This is a genomic window from Streptomonospora nanhaiensis (assembly GCF_013410565.1).
Lineage (GTDB): Bacteria > Actinomycetota > Actinomycetes > Streptosporangiales > Streptosporangiaceae > Streptomonospora > Streptomonospora nanhaiensis.
Genome location: NZ_JACCFO010000001.1, coordinates 4,561,720 through 4,576,217, shown reverse-complemented (window position 1 = coordinate 4,576,217; position 14,498 = coordinate 4,561,720). Strand labels below are relative to the sequence as shown.

The following is a 14,498-nucleotide window of genomic DNA, read 5'->3' as shown; positions in this document are numbered from 1 at the left end:
GGCGCCGGCCGCCGCGCGCATCCCGTCCACTACCCCACTTCCCCGCCCGCGCGTGGCGCTCCGCCCGGAACCGCCCGGGATTGAGACCATGGGCCGCTATGAACGGCCTTGACGTGATCCTGGTGCTACTGGTGGGACTGGCGATCGGTGTCGCCCTGGGGTGGACGCTGGCGCGCGGGCGCGTCGCCGAGGCTCGGGCGCGCGCCGAGGCGGCCGACGACCGGGCCGCCTACATCGAGGAGCGGCTGGGCGAGCGGTTCCGCGCGCTGTCGGCCGAGGCCCTGGACGCCACCAACCAGCGCTTCCTGGAGCTGGCCGAGGGGCGGATGCGCGCGGTGGGCGCCCAGGCGGGCCAGGACCTGGAGCAGCGCCGCGCCGCCGTGGAGCAGATGGTGGCGCCGCTGAAGGAGACCCTGGCACGGGTGGAGGGCCAGCTGCGCGAGGTCGACGCCGGGCGGCGCGCCGCACACGCCGAACTGGCCAAGCAGGTCGACTACGTGCGCGAGGGATCGGAGCGGCTGCGCGACCAGACCCAGGCGCTGGTGACGGCGCTGCGCCGGCCCGAGGCCCGCGGGCGCTGGGGGGAACTGCAACTGCGGCGCGTGGCCGAACTGGCGGGCATGAGCGCCTACTGCGACTTCGAGGAGCAGGCAAGCGGCGCGGGCGAGAACGGCCGGCAGCGGCCGGACATGGTGGTGCGGCTGGCGGGCGGGAAGAACATCGTCGTGGACTCGAAGGTGTCGCTGGCGGCCTACCTGGAGGCGGTGGAGACCGACGACCCCGACGTGCGCGCCGACCGCCTGCGGGCGCACAGCCGGCACCTGCGCACGCACGTCGACCAACTGGCGGCCAAGTCCTACTGGGCGGCGTTCAGCCCCGCGCCGGAGTTCGTGGTGCTGTTCGTGCCCGGCGAGGCGTTCTTGGCCCCGGCGCTGGAGTACGACCCCGGCCTGCTGGAGCACGCCATGGGCCGGCGGGTGCACATCGCCACGCCCACCACCCTCATCTCGCTGCTGCGCACGGCCCAGTACGCCTGGCAGCAGGAGGCGCTGAGCGAGAACGCGCGGGCGGTCTTCGAGCTGGGCAAGCAGCTGCACGCCCGGCTGTCGACCCTGGGCGGGCACGTCGACGGCCTGGGCCGGGCGCTCTCGCGCACGGTGGCCGCCTACAACCAGACGGTGGGGTCGCTGGAGAGCCGCGTCCTGGTGACGGCGCGGCGGTTCGAGCAGCTGGGGCTGGTCGACGACGAACTGGCGCGGCCGGAGGGGGTGGCCGAGCAGGCGCGGCCGCTGGCCGCGGCGGAACTGACCGGAGAAATCACCCAGAGTCCGGATGAGTCACCGGAAACCGGGCACAGTCCCGACGGAACGGACGCACCCGACCCCCGCGTCCATCTCTACGGCGCGGCGTTCGGCCGCGGGTCCGACGAGCGGGACGGCGACGGCGGCGCTGAGGGAGGCGGCATGGCAGGCGTGGCGGACAGTGCGGGCATGGCGGACATCGGCGGCGGGGGCCGGGATTCGGATGGGGACACGGCCGCTGCGGAAGAGCCGAATCTCTCACCAAGAGTGACACACTGACCACTGTGAGTGAGACAAGGGAGCGCACGGTCATGGTGACGCGCAAGCCGGAGCGCGTGGACGAGCCCCGCGACCCGCTGGCCGGCCGGCGGCGCCCGGACGCCGCCCGGCCCCGCCCCGCGCCCCGGCGCGGGACCGGAGCGTCGCCGGCCGTGCCGCGCCGCCCGCGCCGCCTGCGCCTGACCGGGCGCGGCGGGATCCTGGTGATCTGCGCCGTCAGCTTCGCCTCGGCCCTGTTGGGCGGGCTGATCGCCCAGCCCCAGGCCGGCGGCGTGGCGTTCACGGCCGCCTGCGTGCTGGCCGCGCTCACCGTGCGGCCCACCGACCTGCTGTCGCTGACCGTGAGCCCCCCGCTGGCCTACTTCACGGCCGCGCTGGGCGCCGAAATGCTGCTGACCCTCGGCGACACCGGGTTCGCCCGCGGCGTGGCGATCGGCATGGCCACCCGGCTGGCCGACGTCGCACCGTGGCTGTTCCTGGGCACCGCGCTGGTGCTGGTCATCGCGGTCTTCCGCGGGCTGCCGCGCAACGTGCGGGCCTTCAGCGACGAGGTCAACGGCCGCCGCCCGCGCGCGGCGGCCCCCGAGGACCGCGGCAGGCCGGGCGGCGCCTAGGGCCCTTTCCGCCCGTGGCGAGCGGCGCACGCGCGCCTCGCGCGGGACGCCGGGCAGGGGCCGCTGCCGCTCGCACACTCGAAGAGGGATCAGGGCGGTTCCCCGCCGACCGTCCCCGTCGGGCGGGGCTCCGCCGAGTGTGCCCGCCACGGCCTGCCCGGACAGCGCGGCGAGTGCGAATCCCCGCTCAGGCGCCGCGCGGGGCGGGCGGGCCACCCTCTGGGACATTTCGTGTCCGCGCGGGCGCGGGTCAGACGGTGGCCGCCGGCGCGGCGAAGTAGTGGTCGCCGTCGAGGTCGGCCAGCAGGCCGGGACCCGTGGGCTCCCAGCCCGTCCGCTGCCGCGTCAGGGCGCTGGAGGCGGCGAGGTCCGCCGAGAAGACGCGCCCGATCCAGCCGAAGTGCGTCTCGGCCTCCTCGGGCGGGACGGACGTCACCGGCAGGCCGAGCCGGCGGCCGATGGCCTCGGCGATGTCGCGGACCGGCACGCCCTCCTCGGCCACGCCGTGCAGCCGCGCGCCGGCCGGGGCCGACTCCACCGCCAGGCGGTACAGCCGGGCGGCGTCGCGGCGCGCCACGGCGGGCCAGCGGTTGGCGCCGTCGCCGGGGTAGGCCGACACGCCGGTGGCCCGGGCGACCTCGATGAGGGTGGGGACGAACCCGTGGTCGCCCGCGCCGTGCACCGTGGCGGCGAGCCGCAGGGCCGAGGCCCGGACCCCGCGCTCGGCGTAGGCCAGCGCGGCCGCCTCGGAGGCAGCCCGGGGCGCGGCTGCGGGGTCGCCGGTGTCGGTCTCCACGATGGCGCGGTCGTGCGCGATGCCCGCGAAGCCCGAGGTGGTGACGAAGGGGCGCCCGGTACCGGCGAGCGCGTCGCCGATCGCCTCGACGGCGCGCAGGTCGGTCCGCACGGCCCCGAGGTAGTCGGAGAAGTCGTGGACGAAGGCCATGTGGACGACGCCGTCGGAGGCGGCGGCGCCGGAGCGCAGGCTGTCCAGGTCCTCCAGCGAGCCGCGGTGCACGGCGGCGCCGGCGGCCTCCAGCGCCGCGGCGCCCCGGTCGGACCGGGCCAGGCCCAGGACCTGGTGGCCGGCTCCCAGCAACTCCCGGACCACGGCGGTACCGACGAAACCGGTGGCGCCCGTGACGAAAACGCGCATGGTGGAACTCCTGTGGGTGAAAGACGGGATGCGGTCCGGTGGGGCGCCGCCGGGGCGCTCGCCGACCGGTGGTTCCACCGTGCCAACGCGGCGCGGCCCGCGTCCAAGGCCTGTTCCGCAAGGCGCAATACGGAACAGGCATCACCCCAGTTCGCGACCGTTTGTTCAACGGGCGGCCGTGCCGTGGGGCGATACGCTGGCGGCATGGCGGACCCCGTTTCCCCGGCTCCCCGGCCCGGCCTCGATCTCTCCCCGGCCCCACCGGTCGACCTCGACCTGCGGCTGGTGCGGTACTTCACGGTGGTGGCCGAGCACCGGCACTTCGGCCGCGCCGCGGCCGCGCTGCGCGTCAACCAGCCGTCGCTGAGCCGGCAGGTCCGCCGCCTGGAGCAGCAGTTGGGCGCCCGCCTGCTCGACCGCGACCCGCGCGGCACGCGGCTCACCGACGCCGGCGAGGCGTTCCTGCCCCGCGCCAAGGCGCTGCTGCGCTCGGCCGGGCGGGCCGCGGCCGTGGCGCGGGCCGCCGCCGAGCCGCACCGGATCACCATCGGGGTCGCCAAGGGGATCATCGCCACCCCGGCGGCGCGCGAACTGCGGCGCCGGCACCCCGACTCCGTGGTCCGCATCCTCCACCTGAACTGGAACGAGCAGCGGTCGGCGCTGCTGGACCACCGCGTGGACGCGGCCGTGGCCCGGCTGCCGTTCCGCACCGAGGGGCTGCACGTCACGGTGCTCTACGCGGAGCCCCGGGTGCTCGTGGTGCCCGTGGACCACCGGCTCGCGGGGCGGGAGTCGGTGACGGTCGAGGACATCGCCGAGGAGCCCCTGCCCCGGGTGCCCGACGCCGATCCGGCGTGGGACGCGTTCTGGCGCCTCGACCCCCGGCCGGACGGCAGCCGCGCGCCCGACGGTCCGGTCATCGACGACATCGAGGACAAGATCGAGGTGATCGCGGCGGGCGAGGCCGTGGCGATCATGGCGGGGGTGCGCACGGGGGGCCTGCGCCCCGACGTCGTCGCCGTGCCGCTGCTGGGGGTGGAGCCCAGCCACGTGGTACTGGCGACGCGCGCCGACGACCGCGGCCCCCTGGTCGCGGCGTTCCGTGCGGCCGCCCGGGAGCACCTGGCCGCACCGCCGCCCGTGCGCGCGGCGGCCCCGGCGCGGCAGGAGGACTGACCGGGAACGGGGCGGCGGTCCAAGGCGCCCGGAGTCCTCGGAGGCGGCGGAGGGGCTGCGGGCCGGGCGGGGTGCCCGGCGGGGTGCGGCCACGGCGCGCGGCACGGGGCGGGCCCGGCGGGGCGGCTCAGCGGGCGGCTCGGCGAGGACGCCTTAGAAGGGGGTGTCGGGGTCGCGGGCGGAGTCGGCCGTGTTCCGCTCCATGGCGACCGCGAGCTTGGCCCGGGCGCCTTCGAGCCACTGCTCGCAGGTGACGGCGAGCCGCTCGCCGCGCTCCCACAGGGCCAGCGACTCCTTCAGGGTCAGTCCGCCCGCCTCCAGCCGCCGCACGACGGAGTCGAGTTCGTCGCGGGCCTGCTCGTAGCTCAGCTCGGGTTCGGGCGTGTCGCCGTCCATGGGCTGCTGCGGGTCTGCGGTGTCGTTGGCGCTCTTCTTGGCGGCCACTGCGGTCCCCCTTCGACCGGTCGGCGTTGTGTCGTACCTGGCGGTCGGGTCGTAGGTGTTCTCGGTCGGTTCACACGGTTGGCACGGTCGACGCCGCGGAGGCGCCGCCCGTCGGGTTCACGAGGCCTCCGGCGCGGGACCGCCGGCGGCGGGCCCGTCGGGGGTCGGACGGTCGGGGGTCGCACGGTCGTCGGAGGCGGCCCGGTCGGAGTCGGCCCCGGCGGATGCGGGACCGCCGTCCGGCGGCCCACCGGCCGGAGCGCCGGGGAGGCCCACGGCGTCGACCGTGACCCGGATGCTGTCCTCGGTGAACCGCACCCGCAGCGGGTCGCCCTCGGCGACGTCGCCGGCCGAGCGCACGACCGCCCCGTCGGCCCGCTGCACGATGGCGTAGCCGCGCGCGAGCGTGGTGGCGGGCGAGAGCGCGTGCAGGCGGGCGCGGGTGTGGGTGAGGTTGTCGCCCGCGCGGTCCAGGGCGGCGCCCATGCACCGCCGCGCGCGGTCGCGCAGGCCGGTGACCTGCTCGGTGAGGCGGTCGATCTCGCGTAGCGGGCTGGCCAGGACGGGGCGCGAGCGCATGCCCGCAAGCCACGCCCGCTCGCGGTCGATCCCGCCGCGCAGCACCCGCCGGCCGCGGTCGCGCAGCTGGCGGATGAGCTGGAGCTGCTCGCCAACGTCGGGCACGGTCTTCTTGGCGGCGTCGGTGGGCGTGGAGGCGCGGACGTCGGCGACCAGGTCGAGCAGCGGGCTGTCCTGCTCGTGGCCGATGGCGCTGACCACGGGTGTCCGCGTGGCGGACACCGCGCGCACGAGTGCTTCGTCGGAGAACGGCAGCAGGTCCTCCAGCGACCCGCCGCCCCGGGCGATGATGATGACGTCGACGTCGGGGTGGGCGTCCAGCTCCTTGAGGGCGTTCATGACCTCGCCCACGGCGCGGTCGCCCTGGACCGCGACCTCGCGCACCTCGAACCGCACCGCCGGCCACCGCCGCCGCCCGTTCTCCAGCACGTCGCGCTCCGCGGCGGACTGCCGCCCGCAGATGAGACCGACGGTGCCCGGCAGGAACGGCAGCGGCCGCTTGCGCGCCTCGGAGAACAGCCCTTCGGCGGCGAGCGTGGCACGCAGCTGCTCCAGCCGCGCCAGCAACTCCCCCAGCCCGACGTGGCGGACCTCCAGCGCCAGCAGCGAGAAGGTCCCGCGCGCCACGTAGAAGTCCGGCTTGGCGTGCACGACCACCCGCGCCCCGGCCTCGGGCACGGGCGCGACGGCCTCCAGCACCCGCGCCGGGCACACCACCCGCGCCGACACGTTGGCCACGGGATCGCGCAGGGTCATGAAGACGGTCCCACCCCGCCGGTTCATCTCGGCGACCTGGCCCTCAACCCAGATCTTCCCCAGCCGCCCGATCCACCCCCCGACAGCCTGCATCACCACCCGCACAGGCTGCGGCGACTCGGCGGAGCTCTCCATACCCATGCCAGCGAGCCTAGAACAGCCCACCGTCAAGACGGGCGAGCGGCGTCGCGGGAGGCCGCCACGGGCTTCCGGCGGTGCGGCCACGCGGGCCCCCGGGGCACCCCCGAAAGGGACGGGCAGCCGCTAACGGCCACAAGCAGCCCAGCCCATGGATCGGCCCTGGGTAACGGACATGGTGGATACGCCCGGCACATCTTTTTCCCGCCATCACCAAGCACCTGGCCGGACACGTTCCTCCCAGCCGGCGGAACAGCACCGGTATTCCCCGACGACGGAAGAGGACCGAGGCCGCCGATCGCGGCTGGCCGCCGAAATAGCCCTCTGTTAGCCTCGGACCAAGGTGGCCTTCTCCCTCGAACAGGAGCACCATGAAACTCACCTTGCTCGCCAAGGACGAAAAATCCCACAAAAAAGCCTGTCCGTCCGTCTATTTCTCTGATTCCGGCGAATTCATCGTCCAAGGCCAGCAACTGAGCAGCGCCGATATGGGAGAACTGCAGAACCCCCTCGCCGGAGAGACCGCCGTCCGCATAGCGCCGGACATCGTCCTGCGCGCCGTGGAGGCCTACCAGCGGAACACGGCCACGTGAGCGGACCGCCCCCGGAGGCCCAGGTCACCTGGCCGGAGGCCGAGCGGATGTTCGACGAATTCGAGCACACGGCGTTTCGCCTGGAAACGCTGCAGAACTACGCCGTCGAGTACGAGGACGAACTGTTCGCGCGGTTCCTCACCGCGGAGAGGGAGGGCCTTCCCGCTCCCCTCAGCGACGACGACTGGCAGCAGGAGGTGCGGGACGGGACCGCGGCGGGACGGTCCTACAGTCGCGTCCACGTCGTGATCGAACCGCTGACCGACTATGTGCGGTTCGAATGCGCCTCCGGTTACCGGAGCAACATCGCCGCCGGTGAGGACGTCCGCATCCTCCCGGCGCGCGACGGCCGGTGGCCCGCGGGAATACCGCGCATGGACTACTGGCTGTTCGACTCCCGGCGGCTTCTGGTAATGGACTACGCGGAAAGCGGCGCGCTCACGTCCATGAGACTGGTCACCGATTCAAAGGCGGTGGAGTCCGCGAATGCCTGGCGCGATCGGGCCCTTGATCTGTCCCTGCCGTTCGCGGAGTACGCCAAGAGGTTCGACGAGTACATGCGTCCGCTGTGAAGGGTGAGAATGACCGACGGAGGCAGCGGGTCCGGCGACGAGACCGCGCCGGAGCCCGCGACCGGCAACCACCACCGGGGATCCGCCCGCCACGTGGTGCAGGCGGGAGCCGTGCACGGCGACGTGTATCTCACCTCCGGTGCGGCGGAGTCGGCGATCATCCCGCGGCAGCTCCCCCTGGCCCCCGCGCGGTTCGTGAACCGCAGGGCGGACCTCGCCCTCCTCGACGCCCTGCTGCCGGGGGCAGGGGGCGCCGGTGGGGCCGCATCGCCGTCCTCCCTCAACGTGGTGGTGATCACCGGTCCTCCGGGAGTCGGCAAGACCGCCCTGGCGCTGCACTGGGCGCACCGCGTCCGGTCCCTGCACGAGGACGGGGATCTCTACGTCAACATGCGCGGCCACGGCATCGGCCCCCGCGTGGACACCTCCTCGGCGCTGCTCTCATTGCTGCGTGCGATGGGCGTGCCGCTGGACCGCATCCCCGACGACCTCGACGGCCGCGCCGCCCTCTACCGGTCCCGCCTCGACCGCAAACGTGTGCTGGTCGCCATTGACGACGCGGTGTCGGCGGACCAGGTCCGCGCCCTGCTGCCCGCCTCCGCACCCGCCACCGTCCTGATCACCAGCCGGAACAGACTGTCCGGCCTGGCCGTGTACGAGGGCGCCCGGCGGATGGCGCTGCACGCCCTCTCCGCTGAGGAATCGCTGGAACTGCTGCGCGCCGGCGTCGGCGCCGACCGTGTCGACGCGGAGCCGGCGGCGGCTCGCGAACTCGTCGACCACTGCGCCCGGCTCCCCCTGGCACTGCGCGTGCTGTCCGAGCGCGTCATGGACCGCCCCGGCTACTCCCTTGGCGAGGTCGCGGCCGAACTTCGGGCCGAGGACGAGCGGTTGGACGCGCTCGGCACCGCCGACGACGAACTGAGCGGGGTACGCGCGGTCTTCTCGACCTCCTACTCCGCGCTGCCGCCGGACTGCGCCCGGCTGTTCCGCAGCCTCGGCGCCCATCCCGACGCCGAGTTCAGCGGTGAGGCGTGTGCCGCCGCGGTCGGCCTGGATCCAAAGGCCGCGGTCCGCGTCCTCGACGTCCTCGTCGCCAGGAACCTCCTCCAGCGGACCACCCGCCACCGCTACCGTCTGCACGACCTCCTGCGGGTCTACGCGGTCGAACGCTTCCGCACCGAGGAGCCCCCGCGGAACCGCGGGGAAATCCTGAAGCGGCTGGCGGGCTGGTACCTGGCGAACGTCCGCAGGGCCCTCGCCGTGTGCAGCCCGAATTTCCCGTCGGTCGACGTGCCCGAACCCCGGCCGGCCGGTGGCCTCCTCGACTTCACCGGAACCGAGGACGCGCTCGCGTGGTTCGACGTGGAACGCCCCAACATCGTGGGCATCGTGCGCGCCGTCCACGACGCCGGCCTGCTCGACCTCGCCTGGCGCATCCCCGTCGCCGCTTACGGCTTCTTCGAACTGAGCCGGCGCTGGGAGGAATGGCGCCTGGTCAACACCATCGGCCACCGGGCGGCGCGGTCCATGGGCCACCGCTACGGAGAAGGCCGCAACCTCATCGGACTGGCCGATGCGGAATGGCTCCTCGGAGACAAGGAAGAGGCGCTCACCCACTATGAGGCGGCGCTGGGGGCGGGTCGGGAGGCCGAAGACCCGTGGACCGAGGGGTTCGCCCTTCGCCAGATCGGCCTGCTGCGCTGGGAACTCGACCGCTCCCCCTCGGGACCCGAACTGCTGCGGCAGGCGGCGGCGGTGTTCCGCGCGGCGGGTGAGCGGCGCGGAGAGGGGATGGCCCTGCTGGGACTCGCGGACTGCGCGCGTGAGGCCGGACGCCTTGACGAGGCGGCCGAGCACTGCCGCGAGGCCATGTCCGTCTTCACGCGGCTACCGGACTCCTGGACCGTCGCGTGGGCCCGGTACGCCATGGCGAACGTTCTCCGCGTTTCGGGTCGGCACCGCGCGGCCGTGGCGGAGTACCGGGCGGCGCTCGACGTCTTCGTCGGCGACCGGGACCTCGACACCGAGGCCTTGGCACGCACCGGCCTCGGCGAGTCCTACGCGGCTCTCGGCGAGACGGAGAGTGCCCGCATGCACCTGGGCGCCGCCCTGGACCTGCTGCGGTCCGTCAGCGACCCGCGTGCCGACTCGGTCGCGGCCGCGATCGCGCGCCTGGACGGAGAATCGCCGAAACCCGACCCGAGTGGTGCACCAGGCCGGGGCGGCGGTGACCGCGACGTCCGGTGAGCCGCGCCTGTACCCGCCGGGGACGCCGCGGGTACCGTCGACCTCGACGGGGAGAAAAACCCTGACCGGGCGGACACAGCAGGCGAACACATCGAGCGGACGCGGGAGGTGATGCGCCGTGGCGTCGGACGACCGGGACGAAAACCCGCACGCGCCATCCCGACCAGCGGATACAGCCGACGTGCTTTTCGCGGTGGATTTGAAGCGCCTGGTGCGCGCATCAGCGGACGACGACGATGACGTGGTCTCCGATATAAGAGAGCGCTACGGTGCCGATCGGTCGCATATCCGTTCCTGGTAGAGGAAAGGGCCCGAATGGTACCGTGAGCGTCCTTCCCGAGGTGCAGGCAGGAGGATCCGTGAAGCTTACGCTGCTGGCCAAGGACGCCGATTCCGCCGACCAGGGCTGCCCTTCGGTCTACATCGCGGACACCGGTGAATTGGTCGTGCAAGGCCAGGAACTGGTGGGCGAAGACGCGGGCGGACTTCAGAATCCGCTCCCCGGGGAAACCGCTGTGCGCATTTCCCCCGAAGTGGTCCTCCGAGCCGTCGAAAAGTACAGGAGCGGCGGGGCCTGAAGGCGCCGCGCCGTCGGAAGGGCGCTCGTGCTCAGCGGAGACCGTGCCTTTCCAGGGTCCAAGGCCGGCGTTCCGCGGGCGCTGTGCTCAGTCCCCGGTCCAGGTTTCGGCGACGGACTTGGCGATGGCGGGGGCCTGGGCTCGGCCGGCTCGGGCGGCGGCGGCTCGGAAGGCCGGGTCGAGGGGGTTGCGGCCCATCTGGGACTGGGCCGGGTCGTCGGGGGTGATCAGGGTGGTGCGGGCGTCGATGCGGGCGAGGTCGTCGGCGGCGCTGGGGAGAGGGCCGGCGGTGCGCGTCGTGGGGGACAGGACCACCACGCGCTCGTAGCCGGCGGCGAGGTCGGCGTTGCACGACGAGTGCAGGCCGCCGTCGATGTGGGGGCGGCCGTTGACCAGGGCCGGGGGCCACACCCCCGGGACCGCGCAGCTGGCCATCACCGCGTCGACGAGGGGAACCCCCGAGCCGCGGTCGAAGACGCGGCGCTCGCCGGTGTGAGCGTCCACGGCGGTGATCCACAGGTCGGCGTCGGGCCACTCGGTGGTCGGCAGGCGCGCGGAGATGGTCCTGCGGCGCTCCTCCAGGGAGCTGACCGAGTGGGCATGCCCGAGGCGGCCGATCCGGGCGCGGGCGCGGCGGAGGTCGCGCTCGGTGGTCAGGGCCCAGATCCAGCGGGCCAGCATGGACAGGGGGAGCTTGGCCGTGACCTCGCCCTCGGCCGAGCGCAGTTGCCGGGCGTAGAGGGTCTCCAGGGGGGTGCCCGAGGTGATCTGGGTGCCGACCACCGACCCGGCCGACGTGCCCACCACGGTGTCGGCGTCGGTGAGGTCCACGCCGGCGTCGCGCAGCCCGGCGAGGATTCCCAGTTCCCAGGCGATCCCGGTGACACCGCCGCCGCCCAGCACCAGTATTCGGCTCTTCCGGCTCGTCCGGCTCATTCCGGCCCCTTCCGCTCTCCGGCCGCGAAGGTCGCGGCCGGTGTCCCTCGGCCGCTCCGCCGGTCCCGCCGCCGGCCCGCCGCCTGTCCGCTCCCGGTCCCGCTCGTCCTGGCCCGCACGTCCGGATTCCGGTCCCGTGCGCCCGCGTTCCGGGGGCCTGCCGGGCCGCCCGCGCGCCCGGGCCGGCGGAGCGGACGCCGTCGTCCGGGCGCGGATGCGGACCGGGTCCGCATCCCAGTGTTCCCACTTCCGCGCCTGATCCCGTTCCGGCGCACCGGAACGGACCGGCCGGTCCCGGCCACCTGCTTCCGGCTCGCCCTGGCTGACGCCGGCTGGACGCTCCCGGGGCGGGCTCCCGTCCGGTGTCGGGGGCCGACCGCGCAGGACGGCGCGGCCTCGGGCCGAGCCGGCCGCCGCCCGCTCGGCCGCCGCCGTGCCGGCCGTATAGCCGTGTCCTGCCGTTCGCCGACGTTGCCGCCGCCTACTGCCCTTCGCTCTGCAGCTTGGCGATGCGGTTGTCGTACATCCTGATGAACTCCTGGCGCTCGCCGTGGGCGACCTCGTAGGCGCGCAGGTCGCGGACCTGGTCGATGGTGAGCTTGCGGAGGCGGGCGCGGACCGACGGAAGGGTCAGGCCCTCGTACCCGGGCACGGGCAGTTCCTCGGCGGTGGGGGCGGCGCGGCGGCGGGCCTCCTTGGCGGGGGCGTCGTCGGCGACCTGGGTGACCGCCTCGGCCGCGGCCAACTCCTCGGCGACGGCGGCCTGCTCGCCCGGGTCGACGAGGTCGCCGCCCTTGGTGTCGGTATCGGCGACCGCGTTGTCGTCCGCGTTCCCCGCCGGCTCCGCCTCGGCCTCCGCGGGCTCCGCCTTGGCGGCTCCGGCCGGCTCCGGCTTGGCGGCCGGGCTTTCCTCGGTGGCCTTGTCGGCCTCCTCGGCCTTCGCGGCCTCATCGGCGGCCGGGGTTGCCTCGGCGGCCGACTCCTCCGGCTCGGCGGGGGCCGAGGGCGACGGGGTCGTCTCGGGCGGCCCGGCGGTGGGCGAGTCGACGGCGATCTCGGCGTCCGGGGCGTTCGCGGTGTCGGGCCTGTCGGTGGGCGCCAGGGGGCTCGTGCCCGCCGGCTGCTCGGCGGCGGGGGTCCCCGCGGCGGTCTCGCTTGTCGCGGGCTCCGCCTTGTTGCCCGGAGGCGCGGCCTGCGGACGCGGCTCGGTGGTCTGTTCCCGCTGCCCGAAAATGCCCTTGACCCAGGACACTACCTTGCTGGCGATGGACGGATTCGACATGGGACTGGGGGCTCCTGAAGGTCTCGGCTGGGAGCGGGGCGGCGCTGGGTGCCCCTCGCCCCGCGCGTGCACGACTACCACGGCGGCTACCACCGCGTCATGGCGTTACACAGGTCAACCACAATAAGGGAGTAAGCGTCGCCGGAAGTGCGGCGATTGTGAATGGTTTCTCCCCGTCGCGACGCAAACGAGCGCTGACCGTTATCGGTAGGTCACCTAAGCCCCATCCGGCCCGCGGCGCCCCCTGCTCGCTCCCCGCTCGCTCCCCGCCGGGTCCACCCCGATATGGCCCTTAGGATGGGCGTATGACTGCGACGAACCGCCGCCGTGTCCTACTCGCCAAGCCCCGCGGCTACTGCGCCGGCGTGGATCGCGCCGTCGTCACGGTCGAGAAGGCCCTGGAGCAGTACGGCGCCCCCATCTACGTGCGCAAGCAGATCGTGCACAACACGCACGTCGTATCCACGTTGGAGAAGCGCGGCGCGATCTTCGTCGAGGAGACCGACCAGGTCCCCGAGGGCGCGATCGTGGTGTTCTCCGCGCACGGCGTGTCGCCGATGGTGCACGAGGAGGCCAAGCGCCGGCGGCTCAAGACCATCGACGCCACCTGCCCCCTGGTCACCAAGGTGCACAAGGAGGCCAAGCGCTTCGCCGCCGAGGACCGCGACATCATCCTCATCGGCCACACCGGCCACGAGGAGGTCGAGGGCACCAGCGGCGAGGCCCCCGACCACATCCAGATCGTGGACGGCCCCGACGAGGTCGACAAGGTCCAGGTCCGCAACCCCGACAACGTCTCGTGGCTGTCGCAGACCACCCTGTCGGTCGATGAGACCAACGCCACCGTCGACGCCCTGCGCAAGCGGTTCCCCAACCTGCTCGACCCGCCCAGCGACGACATCTGCTACGCCACCTCCAACCGCCAGGACGCCGTGAAGGCCATGGCGCCCGAGTGCGAGCTGGTCATCGTGGTGGGCTCGGACAACTCCTCCAACTCCGTGCGGCTGGTCGAGGTCGCCCTGGAGGCCGGTGCCGACAGCGCCCACCTCATCGACAACGCCTCGCTCATGGACGAGTCCTGGCTGGAGGGCGTCCAGACCGTGGGCGTCACCAGCGGCGCCTCCGTGCCCGACATCCTGGTGCAGGACCTGCTCGACCGCCTCGCCGGCTACGGCTACGGCGAGGTCACCGAGGTCGAGACCGCCCAGGAAAGCCTGACCTTCTCGCTGCCCAAGGAGCTGCGCCGCGACCTCCGGGCCGAGGCCACCGCCTGATCTCCGCATGATCCGCCCGGCCGCCGGCACCGTCGGCGGCCGGAACGCGCCGCGCCCCGCCGCGACCACCTCGGCCGCGGCGGGGCGCGTCCGCGGGGCGCGGGCGGCTGCGCCCCCGGCGAATCAGCGCTCGCGCTCGATGTACTGCTGGGCCTGCTCCTGCGCCGCCGCCCCGGGGTCGGCCGCGGCGTCCTGGACGCCCTGGGTGAACTCCTCGACCGGCGCCTGGGCGTTCTGCAGGTCGGCGGCCGCGCCGGCGCTGGCCTCCTGCAGCGACTGCTGCGCCTGGCCCGCGGCGTCCATCGTGGCGCCCTCGGCCGCGCCCGCGAACTCCCCGGCCACGCCCGCCGCGTCCTGGGCGTTGCCCTCGGCCGCCTGGAGGTACTCACCCGCCATGCCGCCCGCGTCGTTGGCCGCGTCCTCGGCCGCGCCGGTGTAGTCCTGCGCGGTCCCCGCAGCCGCCTCGTGGAGGCCGCCGGAGGCGGCGGTGAACCCGTCCCCCGCGGACTCCACGGCGCCGCCGAAGGGTCCCTTGAACCAGTCGATGATGTCGCCGAGCATCTGTAGTCA

The 14,498-nt window shown here is 74.1% G+C and carries 15 protein-coding genes; 9 read left to right on the top strand and 6 right to left on the bottom strand.

Annotation, left to right across the window (positions count from 1 at the left end; all coding sequences use genetic code 11):
• Nucleotides 1-98: 98 nt before the first annotated feature.
• On the top strand, nt 99-1,580 hold the full coding sequence (locus HNR12_RS20255; protein WP_179769075.1) for a DNA recombination protein RmuC: 1,482 nt from the start codon (nt 99-101) through the stop codon (nt 1,578-1,580).
• A gap of 5 nt (nt 1,581-1,585) precedes the next feature.
• Complete coding sequence (locus tag HNR12_RS20250; RefSeq protein ID WP_372451065.1) at nt 1,586-2,194, top strand: DUF6542 domain-containing protein; 609 nt, start codon at nt 1,586-1,588, stop codon at nt 2,192-2,194.
• A gap of 250 nt (nt 2,195-2,444) precedes the next feature.
• On the opposite strand, the gene HNR12_RS20245 is transcribed toward HNR12_RS20250, so the two are convergent.
• Entirely contained in the window at nt 2,445-3,350 is a 906-nt protein-coding gene (locus tag HNR12_RS20245) for an SDR family oxidoreductase (protein WP_179769074.1), read from the bottom strand.
• A gap of 204 nt (nt 3,351-3,554) precedes the next feature.
• Between HNR12_RS20245 and HNR12_RS20240 the strand changes: the two genes are divergently transcribed.
• Entirely contained in the window at nt 3,555-4,526 is a 972-nt protein-coding gene (locus tag HNR12_RS20240) for a LysR family transcriptional regulator (protein ID WP_179769073.1), read from the top strand.
• A 153-nt stretch (nt 4,527-4,679) separates the two neighbouring features.
• Here HNR12_RS20240 and HNR12_RS20235 read toward each other — a convergent pair whose 3' ends face one another.
• Entirely contained in the window at nt 4,680-4,922 is a 243-nt protein-coding gene (locus HNR12_RS20235) for an exodeoxyribonuclease VII small subunit (protein WP_179770757.1), read from the bottom strand.
• 165 nt (nt 4,923-5,087) lie between these two features.
• Complete coding sequence (gene xseA, locus HNR12_RS20230) at nt 5,088-6,446, bottom strand: exodeoxyribonuclease VII large subunit (RefSeq protein ID WP_179769072.1); 1,359 nt, start codon at nt 6,444-6,446, stop codon at nt 5,088-5,090.
• Nucleotides 6,447-6,814: 368 nt separating this feature from the next.
• Here xseA and HNR12_RS20225 point away from each other — a divergent pair, with 368 nt between their 5' ends.
• The 5 genes from HNR12_RS20225 (at nt 6,815) to HNR12_RS20205 (ending at nt 10,436) form a co-directional block, all read left to right on the top strand.
• Nucleotides 6,815-7,036: a hypothetical protein gene (locus HNR12_RS20225; RefSeq protein ID WP_179769071.1), complete on the top strand. Its 222-nt coding sequence runs from the start codon at nt 6,815-6,817 to the stop codon at nt 7,034-7,036.
• Nucleotides 7,033-7,608 carry a DUF6879 family protein gene (locus HNR12_RS20220; RefSeq protein ID WP_308118389.1) on the top strand — a complete coding sequence of 192 codons (576 nt, stop codon included), beginning with the start codon at nt 7,033-7,035 and terminating at the stop codon, nt 7,606-7,608. The genes HNR12_RS20225 and HNR12_RS20220 overlap by 4 nt, the downstream gene beginning before the upstream one ends.
• 9 nt (nt 7,609-7,617) lie before the next feature.
• A complete protein-coding gene (locus HNR12_RS20215) occupies nt 7,618-9,858 on the top strand; it encodes an ATP-binding protein (protein ID WP_218901989.1) in 2,241 nt (746 codons plus the stop codon).
• 118 nt (nt 9,859-9,976) lie between these two features.
• Nucleotides 9,977-10,159, top strand: a complete 183-nt coding sequence (locus HNR12_RS20210) for a hypothetical protein (protein ID WP_179769070.1) — start codon at nt 9,977-9,979, stop codon at nt 10,157-10,159.
• A 58-nt stretch (nt 10,160-10,217) separates the two neighbouring features.
• Nucleotides 10,218-10,436, top strand: a complete 219-nt coding sequence (locus tag HNR12_RS20205; RefSeq protein ID WP_179769069.1) for a hypothetical protein — start codon at nt 10,218-10,220, stop codon at nt 10,434-10,436.
• 87 nt (nt 10,437-10,523) lie between these two features.
• Here HNR12_RS20205 and HNR12_RS20200 read toward each other — a convergent pair whose 3' ends face one another.
• Nucleotides 10,524-11,372 carry a patatin-like phospholipase family protein gene (locus tag HNR12_RS20200; protein ID WP_179769068.1) on the bottom strand — a complete coding sequence of 283 codons (849 nt, stop codon included), beginning with the start codon at nt 11,370-11,372 and terminating at the stop codon, nt 10,524-10,526.
• Nucleotides 11,373-11,853: 481 nt separating this feature from the next.
• On the bottom strand, nt 11,854-12,654 hold the full coding sequence (locus HNR12_RS20195) for a hypothetical protein (RefSeq protein WP_179769067.1): 801 nt from the start codon (nt 12,652-12,654) through the stop codon (nt 11,854-11,856).
• A 305-nt stretch (nt 12,655-12,959) separates the two neighbouring features.
• Here HNR12_RS20195 and HNR12_RS20190 point away from each other — a divergent pair, with 305 nt between their 5' ends.
• Nucleotides 12,960-13,928: a 4-hydroxy-3-methylbut-2-enyl diphosphate reductase gene (locus HNR12_RS20190; RefSeq protein WP_179769066.1), complete on the top strand. Its 969-nt coding sequence runs from the start codon at nt 12,960-12,962 to the stop codon at nt 13,926-13,928.
• Nucleotides 13,929-14,051: 123 nt separating this feature from the next.
• Here HNR12_RS20190 and HNR12_RS20185 read toward each other — a convergent pair whose 3' ends face one another.
• The gene (locus tag HNR12_RS20185) at nt 14,052-14,489 is read right to left on the bottom strand and encodes a hypothetical protein (protein WP_179769065.1); all 438 of its coding nucleotides are present in this window, start codon (nt 14,487-14,489) and stop codon (nt 14,052-14,054) included.
• Between the last annotated feature and the right edge of the window lie 9 nt (nt 14,490-14,498).